The organism is Clostridium cibarium (genome assembly GCF_014836335.1).
Taxonomy (GTDB): domain Bacteria; phylum Bacillota; class Clostridia; order Clostridiales; family Clostridiaceae; genus Clostridium; species Clostridium cibarium.
In genome coordinates this window covers 1-25772 of record NZ_JACSRA010000024.1, presented here as the reverse complement: position 1 = coordinate 25772, position 25772 = coordinate 1, and the positions used below count along the sequence as shown (strand labels likewise).

Sequence of the window (25772 nt, the reverse complement as noted above, 5' to 3'; positions counted from 1 at the left end):
CTCCTTTATATTGAGTTAGTTTCCAACCTTCGAATTATTAATAATTTGCTCATATAAATCTTTATCTTTACTTTCTAATATCTGTCTTATTATACCTTCTCTAGTACCACCTAAAGTTTTGGTTCCTGGAACCCATTGATAATTACAACCATCTTCTACACCACTTACTATTCGTAAATCTATATCTGAATCTATTGGAATTTGAACTCTAACAACTCCGAAATTATAAGTATTCTCTGGTAAACCTAAAGCTTTTGCTAATTGTCTTTTAAATTCAGTAGTTGAAGATTCTATAGACCCTAAATCAGCTAATTTTGTTTCTATAGAATTTGCTGTTAATTCCGGCAAAACAAACTGACCACCATTTGCCCCTGGTCTACCAATTGATCTTCCATCTAAAACAAACTTAATATAATCATTTTTAGACATATAACTTATAACATACTTACTATCATTTCCGTAGAAATTATTATGCCACTCATCAACTAAGTTTGAATTTTCAAGTGATTCCATATATTCCTTAGCTCTTATGCCACTTTTTTCTTGATTTAAAACTCTATAATAATCTTCAGCGCTGTAACCACTAGCCATAGCATCGCTTAATCTATTGTCAGATAATTTCAATAAGTTATTTGCTTTTTCTTGTATTATTGACATTAAATCTCTATCTGCTAAAATTTCTGATTTAAGTTCTTCAACTTTTTGTAACTTCCATTCAAAGGATTTTGTTCCTAAATCAATATCATTCTTTTCAGCATGCTTGTACAAATTCTTCCAAGCATCATCATCTACTAATCCATTTTTTAAAGTTTCAAGATATTTTACTCTAGCTTCACTAACTCCCTCAGCACCACTACCACCTTTAACCTTCTTAAGCAGTACCATCTGTGCTATAAGTCCAGCTGTATATCCAGTACAATAAGCTAATCCCTTTTCATCCTTTGCATCAGAAACTTGTTGTGCTATCCCTTCGACTATGATAGAAGGATCATCAAGGACAGCCTTTATCATTTCGTTATCCTTATAAAAGTCTTCTTCTGCTCCCTTAAGCCAGTCTGGAGTATCTCCAGTTACTTTTGATATTACAACAGCTACGGCACCTACAGCATATACAAAAACGCCTTTAACTAGTCCAACTAGTCCTTTAATTAAATCTTCTACTGATTTTATCACTCCGTCTACGAAGTTTCCTACCATTTGAGAAAAATCTATAATTCCATCCACTATTCTTTCCCATGTAGTTACATATCTCGTATATGTTTCATGGGCTCTGCTGGCATAATTATTGTCCATCTCTTCATATGGGACTACTTTACTATTAAAGAGATTATTCATATAATCTATTTCGGAATCAAATCCACTCTTATATGAATTAATTATATCCCAAATTTCCTCTATTTTTCTATAATTTCTTTCTTGATTTTCTTTTTCTTCTTTACTGTCCGAGAAACTTGGAAAACTTCTATAGGTTGAAACATTGTATCTCATGATTCCTATTGCAGTACAGGCACCTATTATTGACTGCATGTTCCACCATATATCATCTCTGTCTACTCTCATAATAGCCCCATAACTCATGGGATGTATTATTCCTGTCATTTCATCATGGAAACCACTAAAAAGTTTATATAAATCCTCTAGTTCTCCCTTGCAGGCACTTATATCACCTTTTAAGTCTTCATGCTTACTTATTAACGCTGCTACAGCTTCCCCGCTGTTTTCGGTCTCAAGCCTGCTATTTATATTATTTAATGACTCTTCCATGGTTTCAATTGCTGATTTATATGTAGCTATTTTATCCCTTAGATCTCCTATTACCCCGTAATTTACTTTTATATCACTTATCACATTTCATTCCTCCTAAGCTACTTAACATAATGCACAGCGGAATGAAAAAAGGACACAACATCTCTTTTTAAAACAAAATGAGTTTCTCCCACTTTATCCTTCAATAGATGCTTGTCCTGTATATAATAAGTCTTTATTTCTTTATTATTTAACTTAAGCATACTATATCTCCATTCATCTTAATTTAATTCCTTGATAAATTCAATATCGTTTGCTTAATTGTAATTCCCTAGTTTTTCCCAATCCCTTTGTCTATTTTACTCTTATATCTCAATTTTGTAAATATATTTCACTTTCGTCATCTCTGAAGTTTAAGACACATACAAAAAATAGAGCCCAAAATCAGGCCCTATTTTCCTATTCAAATTCTTCCATATTAAACTTTAAACTTATTTACTTCCTCAATCATTTCACTTGTCATATTGTTAAGCATTTGTGCTGCTGCTGATACTTCTTCTGTTGAAGCATTCATTTCTTCTGATGATGCAGAAATCTCCTGTGAAGATGATGAAATCTCAACTGAAACTGAAGATACTCCATCTATTCTATTTAAAATAGCATTCTTATCATTATCTATATCCTCAGCAGAATTTTTAACTATTTCAATCTTAGGAATTACTTCATCTACTGCTTGTATTATTTTCTTGAAAGATGTTATTGAATTGTCTATAGTTTTAGCTTGATTCATTATTTCATCATCCATTGTAATTGATTCCTGAACTATAGTATCAGTATTATTAGATATTGCATTAATCAATTTACTAATATCCTCTGATGATGTTTTTGCTTGTTCAGCAAGTTTTCTTATTTCCTCTGCAACTACTGAAAATCCTTTTCCTGCTTCCCCTGCTCTAGCTGCTTCAATAGCTGCATTTAGTGCTAATAAATTTGTTTGCTCTGCAATATTATTTATTAAATTTGTGATTTCATTTATTTCATTTATATCTTTTCCAAGTGCCATGATTTTACGATAAAATTCTTTAAATGAATTGCTCACATTTATTACTGATTGATTTAATCCGTTCATTTCACTACTGCTATCATTTGCCATTAAACTTATTTCTCTAGAATTTGAATCTACAACATGTATTTCAGTAACCATTTCAGATAACTTATTACTAAATTCATTAAGGATATCTGTTACATTTATTAAATCTTCAGATTGATTGCTTGTCCCTTTTGCAATTTCAGATATTGCTTCTGTAACATTTTGCGATACATTTGCTATTTCTTCTGAAACAGAAGATAAGCTTTCTGATTGCATATTAATATTTGAAGAATTTTCTTTTATCCTTCTAATCATATTTCCTAGGGATTCTTGCATTACCTTCATTGAGTTAGTCATATCCCCAACTTCATCTTTTAGTTTTAAATATTTAGGCGGAACTTCTTCACATAAATTTCCTCCTGCTAATAATTCTAAATGTTTTGAAGTTGATTTTATTCCTTTAGATATACTATTAGCAATTATATAAAGAATCGCTAATCCAATTAATATAAATACTATAGATGATATCATAACAGAAATCTTTAAGCTATCTAACTCTGATAATATTTCTGTTCTAGTTACTGTAACTCCTAGTGACCAATTAGTATCTCCTACTGGAGCATACCCTACATATTTTTTTACTCCAAGATAAGTGTATTCACCTAATCCTTTTCCACCTTTAATCATTTTCTTTTCATTTTCTGCTGATGATTGTAAAGTTGGATCATTTTTAGCTTCTTCAATTGGATTATGCATATCAATTACTTTGTCTTTATCTTTACTAGCTATGTTTACACCATCTTTGTTTATCATAAATGCATAGCCTGTTTCCCCAACTTTAATCATGTTAGTTAATTCACTTAATTTATTACCGTCTGTTGTTTCAATTAGCACTCCTACAACTTCATTATTGTTTTTAATAGGAACTGCATACACAACTACTACAGTTTTATCAGACTTATTTATTATTGGATCTGACACACTGCTTTTACCAGATAGTGCATTTTTAAAATATGCTCTCTCTTTAACATTAGCAGTTGTTCCATCCGCTTTCTTAATATCCCCATTCTTATCTACAATTTCCATCCTAATGCCTTTTATTCTTTTGCATTCATCTAAAAGAATTGGCATTTTATTTTCCCATGAGTTATTAGGATCTTTTATTTCGTTTCTTGCTGCAATAGCCTCTAATGAACTTAGATGCCCTTCAATTCTTCCTTGAATGCTGCTAGCTGCTTGTTCTGCAATGTTAGGAAGAGTTTTTCCTAAATTCAATGTTAATGCCTTTGATGAATTTACAAATGAAACTACACCTAATCCTATACATATAATTCCTATTAGCACCCCTAAAGATAATATCAGTTTTGTTTTAATACTTTTCATCGTTTCCTCCTAATTAAGTTAATGCATTGTCAAATATTATTGCTAATATTGTATTTTCCCCCTTTGTTCCCACTAATTTCTGCAATAATTTTGAGCCATGGGTATTGTATCATATTTCTACAATTAACGCTATTTTTTTCTTAATTATCCCAAATTGGATTAATTAAGTCACTAAATACAAAGAAGGAAAATACACATGTATTTTCCTTCCCTACAATTTATTTAATTATATTAATTCTAAAAATATAATTTCTTGTACATCACCTAAAAGCCAAGCTACTCTTCATCTATTTTTACTCTTAACATTTTATTCTTAACTTTTACTGCATATTTTAATTCATATGCTTGTACCCCATTATTAATTGCTTCTGCAATTTCATCTATTTCCTTTTTTATCTTTTCTTCATCAGCATACCAGCCAAGTAAAATTGATTTTTCTCCCCAAAATGCTCCATTATTAACACCAATCAACCAATATTTAGGTTCATCATTTTTTGCTTTGTACATCACAGGTGACGCTAAAACCTTATAGCAGTTAACAATTGCTTTTCCATCATATGATTTAATTGTAATTTTCCCTGTTGGTACAATTATATTATTGGATATAGTTTTATTGTTTTCATTGGAACTTTTCTCACCTAACATTAAATAATCTAAAGATAAATTAAGTTCTTTAGCCAAAAGAAGCAGCTTTTCCATTTCTGGATAAACACTTCCCTGCTCCCACTTAGAAACTGCTTGGCGACTTACCCCCATTATTTCTGCTACCTCTTCTTGTGAAATGTGTCTTTCCTTCCTAATTGATTTCAAATTTTCTGCAAAGCCCATGACTTCTACCTCTTTTCTTTGTTATTATGTGTAAATTATAATAGGTCTTACACTAAAATAACACCAACCAACAATTGCAAATTAGCAACTTGTATTTGCATTCTATAAAATAACTCATTCTAATATCTTACTTCTATAATGGTTATATATCTTATCTTCATTTTCAATTGATAACAACTTATATGCTTTAATAGTAAGATTTATATCCTTCCTCCATACACTTCTTAAACTATCAACAAAACAGCCTATATACATTATCATAAGGGCATATAATTCTACAAATCTCCAAATGTCACACTCTTCAATATTCCTTCCTTCTGATACATCGTAGTGTATTTCTTGAAGCTTATTTTTGCTATTCATAATAATATTTAAAACCATGTCTATATCAAACATTAATTTATCTTTTTCTAATTTATATTCAAGAATGTCTCTGCTTAAATCTCTTGTTATATACTCTAAGTATTCAAATTCTTTTAATATATTATTATAATTCTGCATTAACATATTAGAAAAGTTTTCATTATTAATAAAATTTCTCACAGCAACATCAATGCGCTTCCACCTTTTAGAAGTATAGAATATCATGTCTTCCCCGTGCTCATACCCCATATACTTACAGATCTTTAAAATTTCATTTTCATATAATCTCATCATATCTACATATAATGCATGTTTTTTAATTAATATACTTTTTCTCTTCTTCTCTCCCTGCACCAAATTATTTGATAATGCTAAAATCAAACATGTAAATATAACTGACTTTTCTTGCCACATTGTTTTTAAGAAATCTTTTTCACCATTAACTGTATAAGCTAATAACACATATATTACTAAACAAAATATAACAGGCCATAATTGCAGTATATAATTTAATATTCTTTTTTTACACCTTAAAGATCTCTTAGTTAAAAGTACTATTTTTATATATTCTAGCTTAAACCATATGCTTAATTTCACATGAAACACATCATGGAACATTCTTATTTTCAATTACTTTCTCCTCCTCATAGTTAAAACATATTTTTTATTATACACTAATTTAGTGTATATTCTAATAAAAAATGAGCTTGCACCAAAGGTACTAACCCAACCAAAGATCTTTTTCACTCAAATTGAAATGACTTAACAACAGTACTTGTCCTTTCTTTAAAGGATTTTGATATTTTATCTATATCACTACATATCTTTTTTAGTGAGCAGCTTGTGCAATCACTTAATATTTCCTCATCCAAAAGAGAACAAACAATTTCATTATCATAATTGCTGTTTCTAATGGCTAAAGCTATCTCCTTCCTATCATAGCTTTTAAAATCCTCTGACCTAAATTTGATTTCATCTTCCATTTAAAATTCACTCCTCTTAAAATTTTTTACTCATAAAAGATATATAACTTTTCCTAAAAAAACTCATTATAATCACAAAAAAATTCTCAAAAGCCGCATTTTACCAGCATATTCTTAAGAATACAGGAATATAAGAATATTTCCATAAAAGAATATTAGAATATCTACTTTTTTTACATATATCTTTAAGGAGGAGGTGAATTTATGGGGCGAAAAAAAGAATTTGTTATGAGCAAAGATGATTTAGCTTATGAGGAGCTAGAACACCAATGTTTTAGTGATGGTTTTATTGAACCTAAAGGAAAATGTGTAGCAGCCTTTGACTTTTCAGAAGATACTAATATTATGTCCACAGCTAAGGAAGCTATAATTTCTCCTATTACCAATGAAATTTATGATAACAGGAGAACACCAGGTGCTAATGGCTCTGCTCCACCTATTGATGGAGAATTTTTAGATGTAAAAAGAACTTATATGCTAAGGGCTTCTACTGTTAGAAAGATTAATGAACTTAAGAGTATTCATCATGACTTAAATGCCTTCGTTAGCATTATAGTAGATACAGCTATTACTGAATATTATGACCGCATAGTTAAATAAAATTATTTAAATTAATATAAGACTTTCACTAAATTCAGAATATAACTTAACTAAAGGAGGTGATTTTATGGAAGTTAATGATTTTATAGGACTAATAGGTAATGTAGGTTTTCCTGTAGCAGTTTCAGCCTACTTACTTATTAGACTTGAAAAACAAATCAATGGCTTGTCTTCATCAATTAATAAACTTAATACAATTATTTCTACAAAGCTTGGAGTTGTTATTGATAATGATGATAATAATGCAGCATAATCTAAAGGGTAATAAACAAAAACCATGCTTATTACCCTTTATAATTTAATCAAATAATTTCGTAGTCAAATAATCAAAAGCTTACCTAAATTAATCTAATTGCATTAATAGCAACACCAAGAACTCCAATTAATGAAATTACTGTGCCCCACTTTTTTCCTTTTTTCTTTAAATAAAATCCAACAAATAGAAGAATCACTCCAATTACTAGGCTAGCAATAGTACAATACATTACTAACTGTGGATCCATATTACTTAAAAGGATATTATCTAGCTTTTCCTTCATTTAAAATTTCTCCTTATTCTACATTTTTTATCATATTTGTTTTTTTCCATTTTATCACATGAAATAATCTACCACAATATTTACCATCAGAATCCATAATATATGAATCTAATAAAAAAAGAAAATTTTGTTGCTTACTCGGTTTTTTAGTGAATTTTGTATATATCTTATATGAAAACGCAGGAAAGGAGGAAAACAAAATGGCAGTTACTAAAACTATTAGCTCTTCTTCTCTACAAATAGAGATAGAAAGTGGCAAAGATTCTTCTGGTAACACTACTTACAAGAAAAAGACTTTTTCTAATGTAAGAACTGATGCAGCTTCTCAAAATGTTTATGATGTAGCTACTGCAATTAAAAATGTGTTAAATGTTAAAACTAGAGATTTCTTTGTTTCAGAATCTTCAACTTTAGTTAGTGCTTAAGCTAACTTAAAATCATAAGAAAGGAGGATAATCTATGGAATATATCTTATCTTTAACATTTGTTTGTGCTAATGGCCAAAAAACTTCTCTAAGTATAGAAGGGGTTAAGGGAACAATAACTCAGGCTGAGGCAAGTACTTTAATGGATACTATTATAGCTAAGAATATTTTCTTAACTAAGAATGGTGCCTTAACTGGCAAATCTGGAGCTACTTTAACTCAGAGACAAGTTACTAAACTTGATGTAGCTTAATTAAAAGGGATGTCCTATTTATCTAGGACATCCTTTTTCATGTATTTTATATTCAAAACTCTTAGATAACTTAACCATTTCTTCTGGTGATTCTTCCATTCCATTTAATAACCAGGTTTTTATTACAGAAATATATCCATCTATGATAAAGGTACCAAGATACTTTATTTGATTATCCGATAATGATCTTAAATGAGGTGACCATAGATAGCTATACTGCTCCTTAATTGAGTTACTTAACCTGTCCCAAAATGTGCTTCCTGTATTAGGGTTAAGAAGGACTATTAACAATTCATAATTGTTACTGATGCATTTGTAAATTGAAAGCAAAAAATCATATTGATCCTTTATATCATGATTTGTATATGCAGAAAAAAGTATATTGAAAAGTTCATCCTCTAAATGCATTAATAAATCATATGGAGTTTTATAATGTAGATAAAAAGTTGCTCTGTTGATATCTGCCATTTCAGATAGCTCACGAACAGAAATTTGATTTATATTTTTAACTTTTAACAGCTCTATTATTGCCTTTTTCAGTTGGTTTTGGGTACGTCTATATCTTCTATCTTTCATCATATAATTACTCCTAAATTAACAAGGTATTAATATCTTTATACATTTCCCTTTTTATTTTATCAGGATCAGATATTAAAGAATCATTTTTGTTAAAAATCATTGTCATTCTAGTATTCAAATCATATTTATCCCATTTCTTCATACCATTTAAAGTAGGGACACCAGTATGAGCAAACTCCCCCCAATACCTGCGCATACGTAACCCTAAAGCGGCTGCATTTTTAGAACTACCAAAATATACTGGCACTTTAAATGCAGCTAAATTTCCAAAAAGCATTGGCACTTCAACGGCATGGCAAGCCTTAAGTCCAAGGAATCTTAATATAAGAGAATAATAATCCATACGATAAACATATACATCATTATGCTTACAGTATTTTTCAACAAGGCGTATTTCAGGTATTGTGTACATGACATCTGTTGTAATTTCAGCAAATGCTTTTATAGATGGATACTTTTTATATTTCTTAAATAGCTCTTCACGTCTCACTTCATCTACCTTATGTAATAATCCATCTGTTATAGTTGGCTTTTTTAAGGCTGATTCTTTAAAAAATCGTGAAAATAAATTTGCTTCATCATGATTAGTTCCAACTAAGAGTGGCTTTCCTATATTTTTGAACTCTGCCTTTGAAGGAAGAACTGGTAGAAAGTCTAAATCAACCACTGGGCAGAAAGTGCAACGACCAAAATAATTAGTATGTACATAATCATCTAATTTTATAGCTGCATCCATTAATTCTGAATATTCAAGATTTAATAAGTCTTTTATATGATTTTTATCAATACCTGCTAATTTTAGAAACTCAGAAGCTATTTCTTCTCCTTCCTCAGGTGTATAGAAAGATTCTATGCAGCTACTTTGTACAATTGCTTTATGAAAATATGGTGATGCTTCAGGTATTACTAATAATGCTAGTACACTAGCACCTCCTGCTGATTGCCCAAATATTGTAACATTTTCAGGATCTCCTCCAAAATCACTAATTGTACTATGAATCCATTTTAATGCTGCTAATTGATCTTTTAAGCCAAGATTATCTTCAAAATAAGAGTCAAAATTTGAAAGGTTAAGAAACCCAAAAACATTCAACCGATAACTAATTGATACTATAATACAGCCAGTATCACGCGCCAGTATTTCTCCATCATAAATACTTTCTGCACCTAATGAATCTTGTCTACCGCCTCCGCCTTTTGCATAACTACCTCCATGAATCCACATCATTACAGGTAAAGGATTATTATTATCTGTATCAGGAACCCAGATATTTAAATATAAACAATCCTCACTTAAATTGTTGAAATTCTTTTCTTTAGATACTTGGATAGAATTCTTCTCAAATTTTGTAGCATCTCTTACCCCACTCCAACTCTCTGGAGGCTGTGGAGATTTGAAACGAAGTTCTCCAATAGGAGCCTTAGCATATGGTATTCCTAAAAAACAACTTACCTGTTTTTTTACCATTCCCTTTACTACTCCATACTTTGTATTAACCTTAATACTCATCTATATTCTCCTCCATCCCCCACTATATTAATAACTATCACTCATTCAATTTAGCTAATTTGTATTGATTATATTATCTTTTATGATGCTAGACAATATGCAATTTGCTTTAAAAGTGTTATTTAAACAACACTTTTCATCGATTTGTAAATTAGTTAATTAAAACATTAAGTATTTAAAGCAAAATGTTCATATTTTATAATACAAGCAAAGTTTCACAAAAGACTAAGAATAGGAGTAAAAAATTATGTCTATAGATATAAAAAAATTAATTTCCCTACTTGTGTTACTAACTTTAGTCCTTGGCTCAACCGATGAATTTATTTATGTTAAAAATCAGTTCTTTTCATTTGTCTCAGAAACAATAGCTTTTCCTTTTGATCTAATTTTAGAAGTTTTATTTATAGTTCCAGTTGCAATAGTACTTATTTCTGCTTTGGTTTGGATACTTAAAAGCCTAAAAACTTGTTTTATTAAGAAAGATTAACTTTTTAAAGATTATATCTATGGTACAATATACTATATATTGTAAATATTTATATTATATAGGGAGTTTTGGCTATGAAAGATAAAATCAAAGAAATTTTTATAAATCTCGGTGCAGATCTTTGTGGTGTTGCGAGCGTTGACTTATTTGTTAATTCACCAGAAGGGTTCCACCCTAAAGATATATTTTCTGATTGTAAATCAGTTATTGTTTTTGCAAAGAAAATACCAAAAGGTTTAGCAAATGTAAATCCAAGAATAGTTTATAGACAATTTAATAATGTAGCTCTTACCGAAATAGATAGAATTGCATACTTAGGTTCTAATGAACTAGAAAAAATACCTAATGCTATTGCTGTACCAATTCCATGCGATAATCCATATGATTATTGGGATGAAGAAAACTTGGAAGGTAAAGGAACACTTTCTATGAAACATGCTGCTGTGTTAGCTGGAATAGGAACTCTTGGTAAGAATACATTGCTATTAAATAGTAAGTACGGAAATATGCTTACCCTTGGTGCTGTTTTAACTAACTTAGATTTACCATCTGATCCTCCAGCTAGGGATATATGTCTAAAAGGCTGTAGAATATGCATTGATAACTGCCCAGGTAAGGCTATAAATGAAAATCATGTAACTCAAAAGAATTGTAGAAAATGTGCTTATGGAAGTAATGATAGAGGCTTATGGGTTGTAAATTGCAATAAGTGCAGAATTAATTGTCCAATGTCTTTGGGTCTATAAATAAGTACTTTTGAAAGGATGATATTTATGAATGATAACTTTAAAGGAGGTTCTCAATGTATAAAAAAGCATATAAGTATTTCATTAATTTTTTAGACGGGCAAGAAAATTGGCTTAACGAGATGGCATCCAAAGGATATAGATTGATTAAGACTGGTCAATTGTGTTATTATTTTGAAAAATGTCAGCCAAATGAATATCAATATAAAATTGAACTTGTTATAAATAAGACCTATAAAGAATTGCAAGAATATCGTTCTTTTCTAACTAGCTTAAATATAAATTCTTTTGAAAAGAATATAAACCTCGGGAAGTTTTCAATTGGAGAAATAAGAGTACGACCATATACAAACACTAAGGCAACAATTGCTACCAATCCAGGCATGATAAATCGTGAACTGTTAATCTTGGAAAAGAAGAATGATGATATCCCATTTAAAATCCATAGTAACCTAAAAGAAACTATTAAATATTTTAAATATATAAGAAATGTATTTCTTTTCTTTAATACATTTTTAATTTTACTGCTTATTGTAAGTTTTGTTTTCAAAGATTATACTAATATAAATTTAATCATAGCTTGTATTATTTTTTTACCGCTAGTGGGTTTTTTTACAATAAATTCTTACAAATATATAAAACTTATTAAAAAATATTCAAATAATGAAAATCTATATAAATAATATGCTTTGTGCCCCCTCACATTAAGATAGACAATTTAATAATGAAGCTATAAATTATGAGAAAGAATACTTACTGAATGTTTTTTTATATTTTAAAGGAACAAAAATGAATTGATAGCAATAAAATGGAAATAAGTAATCACTATTAGGAGTACTAATATTATTTATGGAACAATTTGAAAATACAGTTTCCAATATAGATTTCACAAATATCCTTACTAGTCTAAATGAATCATTTCTTAATGAAAGAGAAGATATAGTATATTATGATTATCTTATTGAAATAGCACCTACTCGTGAAGAAAAAGAAATAATAAATTCAATTAAATATAACAAACAATTACATGCTCAGATTCTTAGAAAATTATATAGAGAACTTTCAGGAGTCGACATTTCATTTCAGGCTACAGAAAAACTACTAATGCCACAATCATATCTTGATGGTATTAAAGCAGCATTTCCTAGAGAAGTGAAAGAAGTGGAATATTACAAGTTTATTAAAGACAAATTTCCCTTTGGTTCTTATAGAGATATTATATCTCAAATAATAGTAGATAAAACAAATAATGTCTCAAAGCTAAATTATTTAGTTACATTAAATAGTAAATTTAATAATAATTATACTTCACCAAATACATTTAATTTAAATCTAAATAGTTGGATAAGTTACATTAAACCACTAGTTAGTCGAGGTTTAGCAGAAATTAGTGGTAATATTACTCCTGAAGCTTTATTAAGAAAATATATATTATCAGGAATACTTATTGGTTTAGGCAAAAGACCTTTAGAAGCTTTAGAAATAGTTGAAAGTCAAGATATAAACAGAAAATCTACCCACTTCTATTAAAAATATAATAATTAGATAAGTAACATGTTTAAATTACTTATCTAATTATTTCAATTTATTACATACCAGCCATTTTTCTACATTAATCAGCACACTTCTGACAATGTTCATCCTTGAACATAGAACAATCTTTTGCACATGCATCACATATTGTTGCAAACATACTACAATGTTCTTTTGCAAATTGACCATTCATAGACATAATTCCTGTTGACATTTCACACATTTTTGCACATTCAACAAGGATTTTCACGCAACTTCTTCTTGCATTTAAATCAGGTTCATTGATACACGCCTCAAAACATTCATAACATGCTTGTAAACACCTATTACATTCATCAATACACTTTTGATATTTGTTTGTTAACATAGTTGCTACTCCTATTTGAAACACACTCCTTTAGATTAAATTACTTACATACTTGTTATCCCTAAGTTAAATTTATCTATTCAGCTAATAGATCAATCAATACGTTAATTGAACCATTAAACTTAATATAGTTAGTAAAGATAATCCATTATAATAATTATTAGTTAAGTTTGCTATCTTAAAGAATTAATTGATATTTTTCACCTAAATATTCATATCTTCAAATACTCATTAAAAAACGAAGGGCCCTTTAGCATTGTTGTAGCTGACATTGATGACTTTAAAAATTCAAATAATTTATATGGTGATTCTATTGGTGATGCAGTAATAAAAAAACTTATTTCAATTTTTAAAAATAATCTATCTCCTACTGATATTATTTGCAAAACTGGTGATGAATTCAATATATTGCTTGTCAAAAAAAGTGCAGAAAGAAGCTTTATGGAATTAGAAGAAATAAGAAGATATTTATCAGATAATACTTTTAACCTTTGTGATAATAAAAATGAAAATATTTATTTTACACTAAGCTTCAAAGTAGCTAGTTATCCTAGCCGCTAAGAATGTAGTAGAGCTTTTTAGAGTAGCCGATAGTGCTTTGTTTCGAGCAAAATAATTAGGTAAAAATAGAATTTGTCTTTCTAAATCGGAAAGTATGGTTTTAAAATCTAACTATTTCACTAAAACTCAACTAGATAGAATTTCTAGACTCTCCAAAGCAAATGATAGAACTGAAGCATTTCTTCTTAGAGAGGCTATTGACGATTTATTTAAAAAATATAGTAAATAATTATACATATACATTTATTTAAAATTCATATACTTTAAAAAGTACTTTTCATAAATAAAGACAATAAACATAAAATTCTATCATGTTTATTGTCTTTATACTTTTTAGCATATACTAAGTTTTATAAATAACATTGTCTCTTTACTTATTATATATAAGTCTAGTAATCATTCCACCTGGCGATTCTCCATTATTAGTTTGATGGAAAGTCTTAGTACCATTGATTGGCCATATACCCGAATTGTTGGAAGTAAATTCAATCTCAATTCTTCTGCCAGAAGCAACATTAATTGTGTCATCAAATTCTTTTCTTGGGAATCCATCAACAGCTACTATAGCAAAATCATGACCATGTATGTGCATTGAATGAGAGCTACTAGATTTATTAATAAACCTTATTCTTATTTTTTCACCGCATGCAGTATTAAGTGGTGCAGTATCTGGAAATGCCTTTCCATTTATAGTAAAAAAGTTTGGGTTCCTGTCAAACATTTCAGGCTTATACACTCCTGGGTAAACCTTACCAAGTTTAGGTTGTTGTATTTCCCATTGCTGAAGAAGTAATATATAATCCCTATAAGGGATCTCCATATTCATTCTATTATTTTCTTCAGGTAATACAACAAACGCACCTATAAGCCCCTGCGCTACTTGCATTTCCATTGTAGAATGATAGAAGAAGGTACCTACCTGTCATGCTAAAAACCTGTAGGTATAACATTCTCCAGGCATAATTTTAGGTGTACTCGGTTCTATATCAGGTGCACCATCTTGAGAATTTGGTTTTGAAAGTCCATGTACATGTAAAGCTGTAGGTTTATTCAATCTATTTTCTACCGTCAAATTTATGCATTCACCTTGTTTAAGCACTATTACTGGACCAGGTGTCGACCCATTATAACCAATAGCATCTATAACAATATTTTCAAGTATATTATGTTTTATTGGCTCTGCTACTAAATAAAAGTGTCTAGTATTATTTACAAAAGAATATTTTGCAAAAGGAATATTCGGAGATGAAAGTCTACTTTCCCATGTGCTCATTAAATGCCTCCTAATAAGATATAATAAACTGCTAAACAACTAATTATATTTTATGATTTAGCAAGAATATTTGTTACCACAAATATTTTCTAAGGCTCACCTTTGCTTCCTTCAAATTTTTTACTTTCTATTTCTTCAAAAATATTATTTCTATCTTTATTTTGATATTCTATTTCTTTACCAATTATCCCTTTTAATTGATTTATTTCATCTACAAGCTTTATAAGATTCTCCTGTGTTATTGGTTTTTTATTATCTTTTAATTCATATCCTAGCTGTCCACTTACTTCAATTGTTGCATACTTCACATCTTCTATAGAAGAAATACCAACCTGCCTCAAACGGGTTTCCAGTCTATCTATTGACATCCTAATCTTTTTTAATTTTTTTATATTTGGCTTGCCATTTTCAATAACAACTACCGCTTTACCAGTAAATAGCGTCTCAAAAAAATCCACTTTGATTTGTAAGTATTCAGAGATTATCATCAGTCCCGTTAATACAAGTGCTACCAAGAAAGTAATTAAGAGGCCCTTTCCTGATACAGGTTGAATTAACAGAGACCCTAAACCTATCATCACAATAGTTTGTGATATTGTCATTTGGGAAATTGATTTTCTTCCCCCTACTCTTAAAATAAATGTTCCTACTATAAATACTAAGATTACTTGCCATATCCAGTTTAATTCCATACCTTTACCTCCTTAACGAGTATACCCATTTCCATTTATATTATTTAACTTTCAAATATTTTAATGCATCTTTTCTATCTAAAGTGGTTTATAGGATATATTCCTTACATCCATTTATATAATAATATTTTTCCCATTTAAGCATAAATAGAAAACAATACACATATTATCTAATAAGCTTTGTTTTTTACTTATTTACCACTTTAAATAAACCAAGGATGTCCATTTTGTATATGGACATCCTTTTGGTTTAAGTTAACTATTCAATATGCTTAATTTCTAATTCCAAACTCTAAGTCTCCAACTCTCCATTTCCCATTATCAATAAATTCAACCCTTAAAGTTTTTCTAAGCTTAGCTACCTTTATAATAGATATATTCCTCCCTTCTAAACCATAACTATTAAAATAATTAATAATAAATCTATTAAAAAAACTCTTTTCTTCCTCTTTTAATTTAAAATATCCCTCAATTTGATTAACCTTAACTCCGTAAATATAAAATAGATCATCAAGGGTTCTAAGCTTATAATCTTCTAAGCCCCTTTCTGCATATATTCTTTCTAAAGCAAGTTTATTCATTGCATATTTTCCTTCTTTCTTAAGCCTTAAGCCTATAATTTATATTCTTGTCTTCAGGAATCTCAACCAAATAATCCTTACACATCTCATATATCCTAGAGCCTATAGCTTCATCAAAAGCTAATAACTTCTCTATAGTAAATTCACTACTTATTATAATAGGAAGATAATTAAGATACCTGTAATTAATTATTTCAAACATTATATTAACGTCTGTTTCACTTATCTTCCCCTTGTATAAATCATCAATAACAAGCACTTCACACCTTGCATATTTATAGATCAGTTTTTTATATACAGAATCATTTATGATATTTTGCTTTATCTTTGTTACTACATCTCTATAAGGCATGTACACAGTCTTATGATTCCTATTTATTAAATTAATGGCTAAAGCTATGGCTAGGTGAGTTTTTCCACTTCCAACCTGACCACATAATAAAATGCTGTTTTGCCTCAAATGTTGGTTTTTTTGAAAGTTATTAGCATAGGCAATAGATATGGATTTAGCCTTTTTTATAACTTGATTCCATTCCTTAAAGTTTCCAAAAGTTTGGGCTGATTTTTCTAGATTAATGCCTGCTTTTTTCCACTGCAAATTTAATTTTTCTTTTTCCCTACACTCACAGCTTCTTGCAACTTCTCTTCCATCTTCTTTTATCAATATCCAGCCACTATCCCTGCACTTTGAGCATTTATATGAGTTCACTCTCTGCAATTCTCCGTTCTTCATCTGAGAGTTCTCTAGCTTCTTTTGGTTTAAAGTCCTTAAATTTTTCACTAGCTCTAATGCTGCATTCTCCTTTTCCATTGCCCTTCCCCTCCTTTGGATATCCTTCTTTAGCCCAATTTCTTAGTATGCCATTTACATAAGTCATATTGATCTTTTTTACTTCCATGGCCTTATCTATGGCCATCTTTACATACTTTTCTCCAAAGGTATCAATGGCTATAACTATGCTTTCATGACCAAATATGCCTACTTTTCCCGTTATCTTTTCGTAGTAGGCAATTAATTTTAAGGCTTCCTCAGATATTTTTTCTATTCTTCTCTTTTCCTTTTTTACCTCTTCCATGGCTACAATATTATTCTCATTCTCTTTATCTAATTCTTTATTCTCTTTCTTACTCTCTATCTGCTCCGTAACTGTTACATCACTGCAATCATTTAAAACGTCACTTGCCTTAGATTCTTCTTTCTTTTTCTTTTCTCTGTATTTTTGCATACGTTTTTTACTTTGCTCACGTACCCTTTCCATTCCCTCTACATTTTGATGTTTTTCCCAATTAATTATCCTTATATAATTCTTATCATTTATGTCTATCATTTCATACTTTACTAATGTAGCTAAAGCGTTTTCTACTAAAGATTCAGATATTCCAAATAATATACCTAGCATTTCATTTGTATATGGCATGTCCTTGCTAAAATAAATATACCCACTATCATTTGTTTTTCCTGCCTGTACTAATAATCTTATCCAGACATTTATAATAGTCTCCTTGTTCTCCATAGCTTCTATAAGCCTTAGTTTATTACTTTCAAACATATTGGTATTGATTTTAATCCATTTAACCTCACACATTTTTTCACATCCTAACATAAATTAGATTACCAAAATTTTCACCTTCAAAAGCTAATATATTTTCTGTAATCAATTTTGTTTTTTTCACAATAACTAATGACTTTGCTTAAGAATTTTCTTCCCCCATGACTACTTCCGTTTATCACCCTACATAATGTGCTTTCAGAAATTTGCAGCTTTCTTGCACAAGCCTTTCTACTTCCTGAAAAGCATTCATCAATAAATCTTTTTACCCCATTTTCTTTCTCCATTTTCCCTACACCTCTTTTATATTTTTTTAAATTACATAATAGTTAAATTAATTCATTTATGAAATTATTATAAACAGAGATTTCATGGAATGCAAAAACTTTTTAGTAAAATTATGTAACTTTTTCTTGCATAATCGCAATTATAGCCTTGCTCTACTGAAAATTACTGCATTTTACCCATTTATCTCCTCAAGCTACAACTTTATTGTAATTTAACGCCCTTTTACCCAATACTTTACATATTTTTATTATAATTGTATAATTGACTCAGCAGTTAAATTTTACAAAATCTTATAACAATTTTAAGGGGGAATTATAACCATGATAAAAAGTAAAAAACTAATAAAAGTATTAATTGCAGCTATTACTACTGTTGGATTAATTGCTGGAGCTTCAACTTCTGCATTTGCCTATGAATTTGATGTAATTTCTGATACCCATATGGGATCTGATGATTGTGGAGGATGGAGAGCTGATTCAAATCTAAATACTGCCTTAACCTGTATTTCAAAATACTACAATAACGACCAATGTGTCGTTGTAAATGGAGATATAGTTGATGGTGGCGAGAGTTGGAAATATAAAAAACTATATGACACTATAAATAATTTTAGTTACTACGATTCAAGTTCTAGAAAAACATATACTAAAAGGGATATTCCATTTATGTATTTTAACATTGGTAATCATGAATATGTAGTTAATGGACAAACAGGAGATCGTTCATCTTGCTTAAACAATTTCAATTCTTGGACAAACTCAATGCAGTCACTACTAAATACTAAAAATAGAGTAACTAATTATTCACGTAATAATTCATATGATTTGCAATATATCAATGGAAAAAATGATAGACTTGCATTCTTAGGTACTGATGAAATACCTTCAAACTCATGTGATGCTTATCTTGCTCCTTCACAAATAGATTGGTTAGGTCAAACTATTAGACAAAATAGAAATGAATGGTCAAATTCAAGGGGTAAAAAACCTATGTTCGTTTTCTTACATCAACCTTTAAATGATACAGTTTATGGATCAGATACTTCTAATAGTGAATTTAATGATTGGGGAAAACTTATTAATACTGATACATTAAAAGAATATGCCTTAAATGGACATCCTGAAGTTATAATGTTTACTGGACATACCCATAAACAATTCAACAATGCATATTATGGAGATAGTGATAACTTCTGCTCTCTATATAATTCTGCTAATATATTTGGTGTTCCTTCTCTTGCTAACAACGAATATGAACCTGAAGGATACCATGTATCTGTATATAGTGATGGTGTTGTTGTACAAGGTGTTCAATATTCAGTTAATGGTCCTATATTTAAAAACACACGTACAATTGACTTTTAATAAAGAAGACTATGTTTTAGTATAATGCTAAAACATAGTCTTTAGTTTTTGTTATTGATGTGCTTTTAAAGATTTAGTCAAATAAATATTTGGTGTAGGTACACTTTTCATATCTGTTCCTATAAAGAAACTTGGATGTGGTGGCTGATTATATGCACTATTTTGAGATGCGATAGCTTCTCTATATTGGGAATCATGCATTAATGTATATATTCTATAATTTGTTACATCAGTAGTTGAGTATATACGTAATGCAGAACTATCATCAGTCTTCCAAATTATTTCTTCTCGCCAGTCACCTAATATATCTGCTTGTAATACTGGTGTAGCCTTGGTTGTATTATTTGATGAACATCCATTAGCTGTTAAAATATTTCTTGTTCTATTGTTATTGTAATCCCATTTATCTATTCTATTACTATCTACAAGTTCACGGCTTAAATCACCATCCCACCATGCTGCAAAGTTAATTGATGGGGTACTATTTGATATCTTTTGACCTTTAATACTATAAAGGCCAACCCCTCCAATAGCCCACATTTCTTCCCCTGGATATCTTGGGTCAATATCTGCAGTTAATCCACGACCACAGTCTATATCTCCTACCTTTAAACTAGTAAGTACATTTCCTGTTTTTGCATCACGTAAGGTTGCATTAGGTCCACTTTTACTTTCATGAACTTGGAATACTTCAAGTCCATCTCTTGTTGGATCTAAATCTCCTACATGAAGAGCATCTCCATGAGAGAACTTTGTTGTGTATAATCCCTTTCCATTATCATCTATCGTAGCTGCTCCATAAACAACTTCATCCTTCCCATCTTTATCAACATCAGCTATGCTCAAACTATGGCATCCACGACCTTTATAATTTGAGTTTTGACTACCATCTGCTGTAAAGTTCCAACGTTTAGTTAACTTCCCATTTTTAAAGTCATATGCTGTAATTGCGCTTTTTTCATAATATCCTCTACCCATAATAAGACTTGGAGTTACTCCATCTAAATAGGCTACCCCTCCTAAAAATCTATCAACACGGTTTCCATAGGTATCTCCCCAATCCTTTACTAAACCACGCTCTGGTGAGAAACTAATAGTCGATAAATTCTTACCTGTCTTTCCTTCAAACATAGTTAAATATTCTGGTCCACTTAATATATATCCACTTGAATTTCTATAGTCTTTACTACTATCTCCAATGTACTTTCCTACTCCATCTTTTGTTCCATCAGCAGTTCTACATGCTACTTCTGCTTTTCCATCACCGTCAAAGTCATAAACCATAAATTGAGTATAATGAGCACCAGCTCTAATATTCTTACCTAAGTCGATTCTCCAAAGTCTAGTTCCATTTAACTTGTATGCATCTAAATATACGTTGCCAGTATATCCAGATTGAGAATTGTCTTTAGAGTTTGATGGATCCCATTTTAAAATTATTTCATATTCCCCATCACCATCTACATCTCCAACACTACCATCATTAGCGCTATAAGTGTATTTTTCACCTTTAGGTGTTATCCCATCTGCTGGTTTTTGAATTGGAACATTTAAATATGGATTTTGTGAAACTGAAACTGTTTTTGAAGCTACTTCTTCAACTCCATTTATAACAGGACGTATATAATATTTAGAACTTATATTGCCACCTTTATCAATATAATTAGTACTTGATGTTATTGGTGATGAAGTAATCTTATTTCCATTCCTGTATACATTAAAAGATATTTTAGAACTATCAGTTCCAAACATACGCCAACCTATATAAACTCCATTACTAGTCTTTGTTGCAATCACCCCTCTATCAAGACCTTCCATTTGCCTTGCCGAAGCTGCATACACATAACTTTTTTGTGAAAAATTATCTAACATACTAGCTCCACCTAAGGTTACTGCCAAAGTAAGCCCAAGGGATACTACTTTTTTAACTTGGTTTCTTCTTAACACCTTAATTCCTCCTTTTAAATGATATGAAAGTATACAAGTTTTCTTTACCCACATATTCTCATAATTAGAAGACTAAATAAACCATTTTATCGCTAAATAGTTTATTTAATTCTTAAAAGGCAATAAGCTCTTTTTAAGAATTAAATACGCTATAATACATAGATATTTATTGGAAAAGCCCAATTAATTATGATATGTAAAAAGAGAGCCATCCCATACAAATGATTTAAAACCATTTGGAGACAACCCTTAATTTTTTAAGAAATATTATCTTTTAACATATTATCAACAAATTTCTTAGCTTCTCTAATGTAAATTTCATCTGGAATAAATTTTTGTTCCAATAATTTTTTTGTTTCTTCAGTTAAACTCATATTAGTCGCAACCTCTGTGCCAGCTATTTGTAAAGTATCTAAGTAGCTTAGTACACTGTCAAGCTTGCTATTTAATATTGCTCCTTCAGAAGCATATATTTCAGCTAGTAATTCAGTATTAATATTACGTGCTACTCTTTGAATCCAGTGAGAAATAACTTGAAAATGCGCTCTTTCAGGATAACCACAATTAGACATCATTATTATTTTAGGAAATTTATGAGTTGTTAAATGTCGACATTCTCCCTGACTATCATTTCCCCAATAGGGGCTAGCCTTTACCATAAGTCTATCCATAAATACATTTAACATACTTGAAATGTTGTCAAAATATATTGGAGTTGCCAAAATAACTATATCAGCATCATCCATTAAAGAAATTATTTCTGCCATATCATCTTTAATTATGCATTTTCCTGGATTTTTGAACCAACAAACTTTACAAGCTCTGCAATGTTCAATCTCTTTTTCCTTTAGAAAGATGTTAACAGTTTTGACTCCTGCTATCTTTGCACCTTTTAAAAATGCATTAACCATTATATTAGTATTTCCATGCTCTCCTTTATGACTTCCGTTAATAGCTACAATTTTCATATTAACTACCTTCTTTCTTTTACTCAAAGGTAATTATATAAAATTTTTCAACTAACTTACAGTCTTATAATTTGGAAAATTTTGTGTTATAATATTTATAGAAAATAAAACATATCTAACTTTTATTTTAAGCTACTCATATATTCATTTACACTTTTTTCACAGGATCTCATAGCAAAAATTGTCTTTTCTAATAGCTCATCTAAACTCCATCCAAGAAGTTCTGCTCCACTTTTAATTACATCTCTTGAACATCCTGCTGCAAACTTTTTATCCTTAAACTTTTTCTTTAAACTAGATAGTTCCATATCCATAACACTTTTTGATGGGCGCATTCTTGCAGCTGCTCCTATTAAACCAGTTAATTCATCAGTAGCAAATAATACCTTTTCCATAGTATGATTAGGCTTTATATCAACACATATTCCATACCCATGGCTGCAAATAGAATGAATCATTTCTTCACTTACATTAGCTTCCTTTAAAAGCTCTTCTGCCTTAACACAATGTTCTTCAGGCCACATTTCAAAATCTATGTCATGCAAAAGTCCTACTATCCCCCAGTATTCTGTTTCATCTTCAAAATCAAGCTGCTCTGAAAACCACCTCATAACCCCTTCGACTGTAAGACCATGAAGTATATGAAATGGCTCCTTATTATACTTCATCAGTAACTCTAATGCCTCGTTTCTTGTAATTTCATTTTTCATTATGTTTCCTCCTTTATTATATTATCCATTTCTGCCAAAATTTATTATGTTAGTTAAATTATATACAATTTAAAATCATACTTCAAATATGCTTGTATATAAATCATTTATATATATTTATTTTAATGAAATAATTACATATTATGATATAATTACTGTATACTAGAAAAAACTTAAGAGGAGTTGAATTATTTGAATCATTTTTCATTGTCTACAATAATTTTTATACCACTAATCTTCTTAGCAGTATGTTTATTATCAATTGATTTATATACTTCCTATAAGAATAGAGGTTTATCTATTAAAATAAAAAGAAATCTATTTTTAACTATTTTTTGGTTTGTTTTCTTAATAATATGGACCTTTGCTTTAGCCTATGATCTAAATGGTTATATTAATAATCAAGAAAATATTAGTATTAGCGGTATCTTATCAAGTACATTTTGGATACTCTTTTCCTTATCATATTTGATTAAGTCATGGAGAGGTAATGAAATAGGAGAAAATGGAATATATCACGCAGGTAATTTTTATAAATGGTCTAAAATTGAAAGTTATGATTGGATATTAGAAAATACTATTAGATTTAAACTACGTCCATCCTTGAAATTTCAATCTAGTGTTGAATTTGATATAAAAGAAGAAAATAGGCCTGATTTAGAAGAGATATTAAAAAGAAAGCTTTCTGAATAATATTATTAAGCTTTATTTGGGAGGGATATTATGCTATCACATAAAGGTACAATAGAAATCAATACAGATAGACTGTTACTTAGGAAATTTAAACTTCAAGATGCTGATGATATGTTTAATAACTGGGGAAATGACAAGGAAGTAACTAAATTCTTATCCTGGAAACCACACAAAACTATTGAGGTTACTAGAGAATTTATAGATACTTGCATTAACGAATATAAAAAGATCAACACATATCATTGGGCTATTGAATTAAAAGAAATAGGACAAGTTTTTGGAAGTATTGGCTTAGTTGAACTAGATAATGAAAACTATTCTTGCGAAATTGGTTATTGTATATCAAGAAAATACTGGTCAAAAGGAATGATGACTGAATCACTACATGCAGTAATTGACTACTTATTTTCTGAGATAGGATTAAATAGAATAGTTGCAAAGCATGATACAAATAATATTGCCTCAGGTAAGGTAATGATTAAAAGCGGAATGAAATGTGAAGGAACTCTAAGAGAAGTTAAAGTACGTAATGATAAGGAATTTTATAATTTAGCTGTATATTCAATTTTAAAAAGTGAATGGCTAATTGAAAGAGAAGTCTTAAGATAAGTCTTCTCTTTTATTTTTATACTCTATTACATTAAATCTTCAAGCTCTTTAATAAAATCAACTTGGTTTTCGATTATTTGAGATAAAATTATATATGTTTTTGTATGGGTATCATTTTTACACTTTACAAATCTTCCTTGTATGTCTACAAACAAGGCATAGGTATCCCTTTCTAACTGAAGTGTAAATTCTAAAAAGTGTCTAACATCATCTATCGGAGGTTGCCTTAGTCTTTCATTAAACTCATTTATTAAAAAGGAAATCTTATCATAAACCACAAAATCAATAGCTTCAAAATTCTTACCTTCCATCTCTTTTTTTAGTGCTTCATAATACTCAATGCTATGGTCGATTTGCTTGATTATAACCTTTAGTACTATTTTCATAGAAGGAATATCAGATTTTTCTTTACTTGCTTTTATATATACATCCTTTTGTCTAATTCCAATTTTTATAGCCTTATTTATTAAATCTATAACATTATAATCCATAGCTTCCTCCTAAAATGCTTCCAAAAGTTAATGTGAACATATTACTACTTTTTGCATTTACATAACCTGTTATTCAATTTTGCTATAGATTCTTAATTAATAATACCATCTTTTACTTTAGAAAATAATAATCAATTATCTAAGATATAATTACTACTTTTATTATCTTTTCAAATACCGCAGGATATCTTTCTAATATACTTCCTGAATAATGCACTTCAATAACTTTTGCATTTTTCAGTTCATTCCAAGATAAAGAATTATCATTGGTATCTGTGATTTCAATTTGAGAATTTGGAATATTATATTTTAAATCAATCTTATTTTCCTCTGCTGCTGTAATTCCTGTATCAGAAGCTTCAATAACATTTAATCTCATTATACTATCTTCTTTCTTTTGAGTATCCTTCCCTGTATTATCAGAACATCCTATAAGAAACACACTAAGTACAAGTAAAAGATATTTTATAGCATTCAATTTTTTCATAACAAAACCACCTTTACAATAATATATTTAATTATAACAGCAATTCCTAAAAATTCCCATAAAATTATATATCCTAAATATTTTTTACCTTTTTATTTACTTTATTTTTTTATTTTAAGTATATAT

33 protein-coding genes are annotated in these 25772 nt (G+C 29.5%); 12 read left to right on the top strand and 21 right to left on the bottom strand.

The annotated features are described in order from the left end of the window. Positions 1 to 15: 15 nt before the first annotated feature. The 5 genes from H9661_RS13955 to H9661_RS13935 all read right to left on the bottom strand — a co-directional run bounded on the left by H9661_RS13955 (position 16) and on the right by H9661_RS13935 (position 6393). Positions 16 to 1848, bottom strand: a complete 1833-nt coding sequence (locus tag H9661_RS13955; RefSeq protein ID WP_191769435.1) for a hypothetical protein — start codon at positions 1846 to 1848, stop codon at positions 16 to 18. A 376-nt stretch (positions 1849 to 2224) separates the two neighbouring features. Further along, complete coding sequence (locus H9661_RS13950; RefSeq protein WP_191769432.1) at positions 2225 to 4219, bottom strand: methyl-accepting chemotaxis protein; 1995 nt, start codon at positions 4217 to 4219, stop codon at positions 2225 to 2227. A gap of 276 nt (positions 4220 to 4495) precedes the next feature. Next, positions 4496 to 5047 carry a helix-turn-helix domain-containing protein gene (locus H9661_RS13945; protein WP_191769430.1) on the bottom strand — a complete coding sequence of 184 codons (552 nt, stop codon included), beginning with the start codon at positions 5045 to 5047 and terminating at the stop codon, positions 4496 to 4498. A 114-nt stretch (positions 5048 to 5161) separates the two neighbouring features. Next, on the bottom strand, positions 5162 to 6040 hold the full coding sequence (locus H9661_RS13940) for a hypothetical protein (RefSeq protein WP_191769428.1): 879 nt from the start codon (positions 6038 to 6040) through the stop codon (positions 5162 to 5164). A gap of 113 nt (positions 6041 to 6153) precedes the next feature. Continuing rightward, positions 6154 to 6393 carry a hypothetical protein gene (locus H9661_RS13935; RefSeq protein WP_191769426.1) on the bottom strand — a complete coding sequence of 80 codons (240 nt, stop codon included), beginning with the start codon at positions 6391 to 6393 and terminating at the stop codon, positions 6154 to 6156. Between the two features lie 204 nt (positions 6394 to 6597). On the opposite strand from H9661_RS13935, the gene H9661_RS13930 reads away from it, so the two are divergent. Both H9661_RS13930 and H9661_RS13925 read left to right on the top strand, forming a co-directional pair. Next, the gene (locus H9661_RS13930) at positions 6598 to 6993 is read left to right on the top strand and encodes a hypothetical protein (protein ID WP_191769423.1); all 396 of its coding nucleotides are present in this window, start codon (positions 6598 to 6600) and stop codon (positions 6991 to 6993) included. A 67-nt stretch (positions 6994 to 7060) separates the two neighbouring features. Next, positions 7061 to 7246: a YvrJ family protein gene (locus tag H9661_RS13925; protein ID WP_191769421.1), complete on the top strand. Its 186-nt coding sequence runs from the start codon at positions 7061 to 7063 to the stop codon at positions 7244 to 7246. A gap of 85 nt (positions 7247 to 7331) precedes the next feature. Here the strand turns inward: H9661_RS13925 and H9661_RS13920 are convergent, their stop codons facing one another. Continuing rightward, the gene (locus H9661_RS13920; protein ID WP_191769419.1) at positions 7332 to 7532 is read right to left on the bottom strand and encodes a hypothetical protein; all 201 of its coding nucleotides are present in this window, start codon (positions 7530 to 7532) and stop codon (positions 7332 to 7334) included. A 200-nt stretch (positions 7533 to 7732) separates the two neighbouring features. Here H9661_RS13920 and H9661_RS13915 point away from each other — a divergent pair, with 200 nt between their 5' ends. Further along, a complete protein-coding gene (locus tag H9661_RS13915; RefSeq protein ID WP_143318401.1) occupies positions 7733 to 7957 on the top strand; it encodes a DUF1659 domain-containing protein in 225 nt (74 codons plus the stop codon). 34 nt (positions 7958 to 7991) lie between these two features. Then, a complete protein-coding gene (locus H9661_RS13910; protein WP_143318400.1) occupies positions 7992 to 8210 on the top strand; it encodes a DUF2922 domain-containing protein in 219 nt (72 codons plus the stop codon). Between the two features lie 18 nt (positions 8211 to 8228). Here H9661_RS13910 and H9661_RS13905 read toward each other — a convergent pair whose 3' ends face one another. Both H9661_RS13905 and H9661_RS13900 read right to left on the bottom strand, forming a co-directional pair. Then, positions 8229 to 8789 carry a TetR/AcrR family transcriptional regulator gene (locus H9661_RS13905; protein ID WP_191769417.1) on the bottom strand — a complete coding sequence of 187 codons (561 nt, stop codon included), beginning with the start codon at positions 8787 to 8789 and terminating at the stop codon, positions 8229 to 8231. A 10-nt stretch (positions 8790 to 8799) separates the two neighbouring features. Continuing rightward, positions 8800 to 10299, bottom strand: a complete 1500-nt coding sequence (locus H9661_RS13900; RefSeq protein ID WP_191769415.1) for a carboxylesterase/lipase family protein — start codon at positions 10297 to 10299, stop codon at positions 8800 to 8802. Between the two features lie 247 nt (positions 10300 to 10546). On the opposite strand from H9661_RS13900, the gene H9661_RS13895 reads away from it, so the two are divergent. From H9661_RS13895 to H9661_RS13880, 4 genes are all read left to right on the top strand, one after another. Continuing rightward, positions 10547 to 10786, top strand: a complete 240-nt coding sequence (locus tag H9661_RS13895; RefSeq protein WP_191769413.1) for a hypothetical protein — start codon at positions 10547 to 10549, stop codon at positions 10784 to 10786. 74 nt (positions 10787 to 10860) lie between these two features. Further along, the gene (locus H9661_RS13890; protein ID WP_143318395.1) at positions 10861 to 11532 is read left to right on the top strand and encodes an epoxyqueuosine reductase; all 672 of its coding nucleotides are present in this window, start codon (positions 10861 to 10863) and stop codon (positions 11530 to 11532) included. A gap of 56 nt (positions 11533 to 11588) precedes the next feature. Beyond that, positions 11589 to 12215, top strand: coding sequence for a DUF2812 domain-containing protein (locus H9661_RS13885; RefSeq protein ID WP_191769411.1), 627 nt, complete (start codon positions 11589 to 11591; stop codon positions 12213 to 12215). Positions 12216 to 12381: 166 nt separating this feature from the next. Beyond that, positions 12382 to 13062 (top strand): ferritin-like domain-containing protein, encoded by a 681-nt coding sequence (locus tag H9661_RS13880; RefSeq protein WP_191769409.1) that lies wholly within the window; start codon positions 12382 to 12384, stop codon positions 13060 to 13062. Between the two features lie 82 nt (positions 13063 to 13144). Here the strand turns inward: H9661_RS13880 and H9661_RS13875 are convergent, their stop codons facing one another. Further along, a complete protein-coding gene (locus H9661_RS13875; protein WP_423738989.1) occupies positions 13145 to 13447 on the bottom strand; it encodes a four-helix bundle copper-binding protein in 303 nt (100 codons plus the stop codon). A gap of 174 nt (positions 13448 to 13621) precedes the next feature. Here H9661_RS13875 and H9661_RS19695 point away from each other — a divergent pair, with 174 nt between their 5' ends. Further along, positions 13622 to 13993 (top strand): GGDEF domain-containing protein, encoded by a 372-nt coding sequence (locus H9661_RS19695; protein ID WP_341480431.1) that lies wholly within the window; start codon positions 13622 to 13624, stop codon positions 13991 to 13993. Between the two features lie 370 nt (positions 13994 to 14363). Here H9661_RS19695 and H9661_RS13865 read toward each other — a convergent pair whose 3' ends face one another. From H9661_RS13865 to H9661_RS13835, 7 genes are all read right to left on the bottom strand, one after another. Next, positions 14364 to 14879, bottom strand: coding sequence for a multicopper oxidase domain-containing protein (locus H9661_RS13865; RefSeq protein WP_191769405.1), 516 nt, complete (start codon positions 14877 to 14879; stop codon positions 14364 to 14366). Positions 14880 to 14915: 36 nt separating this feature from the next. Continuing rightward, on the bottom strand, positions 14916 to 15266 hold the full coding sequence (locus H9661_RS13860) for a multicopper oxidase domain-containing protein (protein WP_191769402.1): 351 nt from the start codon (positions 15264 to 15266) through the stop codon (positions 14916 to 14918). A gap of 89 nt (positions 15267 to 15355) precedes the next feature. After that, positions 15356 to 15958, bottom strand: coding sequence for a DUF421 domain-containing protein (locus tag H9661_RS13855; protein WP_191769400.1), 603 nt, complete (start codon positions 15956 to 15958; stop codon positions 15356 to 15358). A 272-nt stretch (positions 15959 to 16230) separates the two neighbouring features. Further along, positions 16231 to 16539 carry a hypothetical protein gene (locus tag H9661_RS13850; RefSeq protein WP_143318393.1) on the bottom strand — a complete coding sequence of 103 codons (309 nt, stop codon included), beginning with the start codon at positions 16537 to 16539 and terminating at the stop codon, positions 16231 to 16233. A 19-nt stretch (positions 16540 to 16558) separates the two neighbouring features. Next, positions 16559 to 17272: an ATP-binding protein gene (locus H9661_RS13845; protein ID WP_191769398.1), complete on the bottom strand. Its 714-nt coding sequence runs from the start codon at positions 17270 to 17272 to the stop codon at positions 16559 to 16561. Next, a complete protein-coding gene (locus H9661_RS13840; protein WP_191769396.1) occupies positions 17235 to 18125 on the bottom strand; it encodes a phage replisome organizer N-terminal domain-containing protein in 891 nt (296 codons plus the stop codon). Before H9661_RS13840 ends, H9661_RS13845 begins: the two co-directional genes overlap by 38 nt. Before the next feature lie 44 nt (positions 18126 to 18169). Then, on the bottom strand, positions 18170 to 18376 hold the full coding sequence (locus H9661_RS13835) for an XRE family transcriptional regulator (RefSeq protein ID WP_143318390.1): 207 nt from the start codon (positions 18374 to 18376) through the stop codon (positions 18170 to 18172). A 321-nt stretch (positions 18377 to 18697) separates the two neighbouring features. Between H9661_RS13835 and H9661_RS13830 the strand changes: the two genes are divergently transcribed. Next, positions 18698 to 19741 (top strand): metallophosphoesterase family protein, encoded by a 1044-nt coding sequence (locus H9661_RS13830; RefSeq protein WP_143318389.1) that lies wholly within the window; start codon positions 18698 to 18700, stop codon positions 19739 to 19741. Positions 19742 to 19792: 51 nt separating this feature from the next. Here the strand turns inward: H9661_RS13830 and H9661_RS13825 are convergent, their stop codons facing one another. From H9661_RS13825 to H9661_RS13815, 3 genes are all read right to left on the bottom strand, one after another. After that, positions 19793 to 21688, bottom strand: a complete 1896-nt coding sequence (locus H9661_RS13825; protein ID WP_479927599.1) for a rhamnogalacturonan lyase — start codon at positions 21686 to 21688, stop codon at positions 19793 to 19795. Positions 21689 to 21945: 257 nt separating this feature from the next. Continuing rightward, entirely contained in the window at positions 21946 to 22656 is a 711-nt protein-coding gene (locus tag H9661_RS13820) for a flavodoxin family protein (protein ID WP_191769394.1), read from the bottom strand. Between the two features lie 122 nt (positions 22657 to 22778). After that, the gene (locus H9661_RS13815) at positions 22779 to 23366 is read right to left on the bottom strand and encodes a hydrolase (protein WP_191769392.1); all 588 of its coding nucleotides are present in this window, start codon (positions 23364 to 23366) and stop codon (positions 22779 to 22781) included. A gap of 192 nt (positions 23367 to 23558) precedes the next feature. Here H9661_RS13815 and H9661_RS13810 point away from each other — a divergent pair, with 192 nt between their 5' ends. After that, the gene (locus tag H9661_RS13810) at positions 23559 to 24059 is read left to right on the top strand and encodes a DUF5673 domain-containing protein (protein WP_143318386.1); all 501 of its coding nucleotides are present in this window, start codon (positions 23559 to 23561) and stop codon (positions 24057 to 24059) included. A 30-nt stretch (positions 24060 to 24089) separates the two neighbouring features. Continuing rightward, positions 24090 to 24668, top strand: coding sequence for a GNAT family N-acetyltransferase (locus tag H9661_RS13805; RefSeq protein ID WP_191769390.1), 579 nt, complete (start codon positions 24090 to 24092; stop codon positions 24666 to 24668). Positions 24669 to 24694: 26 nt separating this feature from the next. On the opposite strand, the gene H9661_RS13800 is transcribed toward H9661_RS13805, so the two are convergent. Both H9661_RS13800 and H9661_RS13795 read right to left on the bottom strand, forming a co-directional pair. Further along, positions 24695 to 25159: a hypothetical protein gene (locus tag H9661_RS13800; protein ID WP_191769388.1), complete on the bottom strand. Its 465-nt coding sequence runs from the start codon at positions 25157 to 25159 to the stop codon at positions 24695 to 24697. A gap of 139 nt (positions 25160 to 25298) precedes the next feature. Further along, positions 25299 to 25646, bottom strand: a complete 348-nt coding sequence (locus tag H9661_RS13795; RefSeq protein ID WP_191769386.1) for a hypothetical protein — start codon at positions 25644 to 25646, stop codon at positions 25299 to 25301. Positions 25647 to 25772 lie beyond the last annotated feature (126 nt).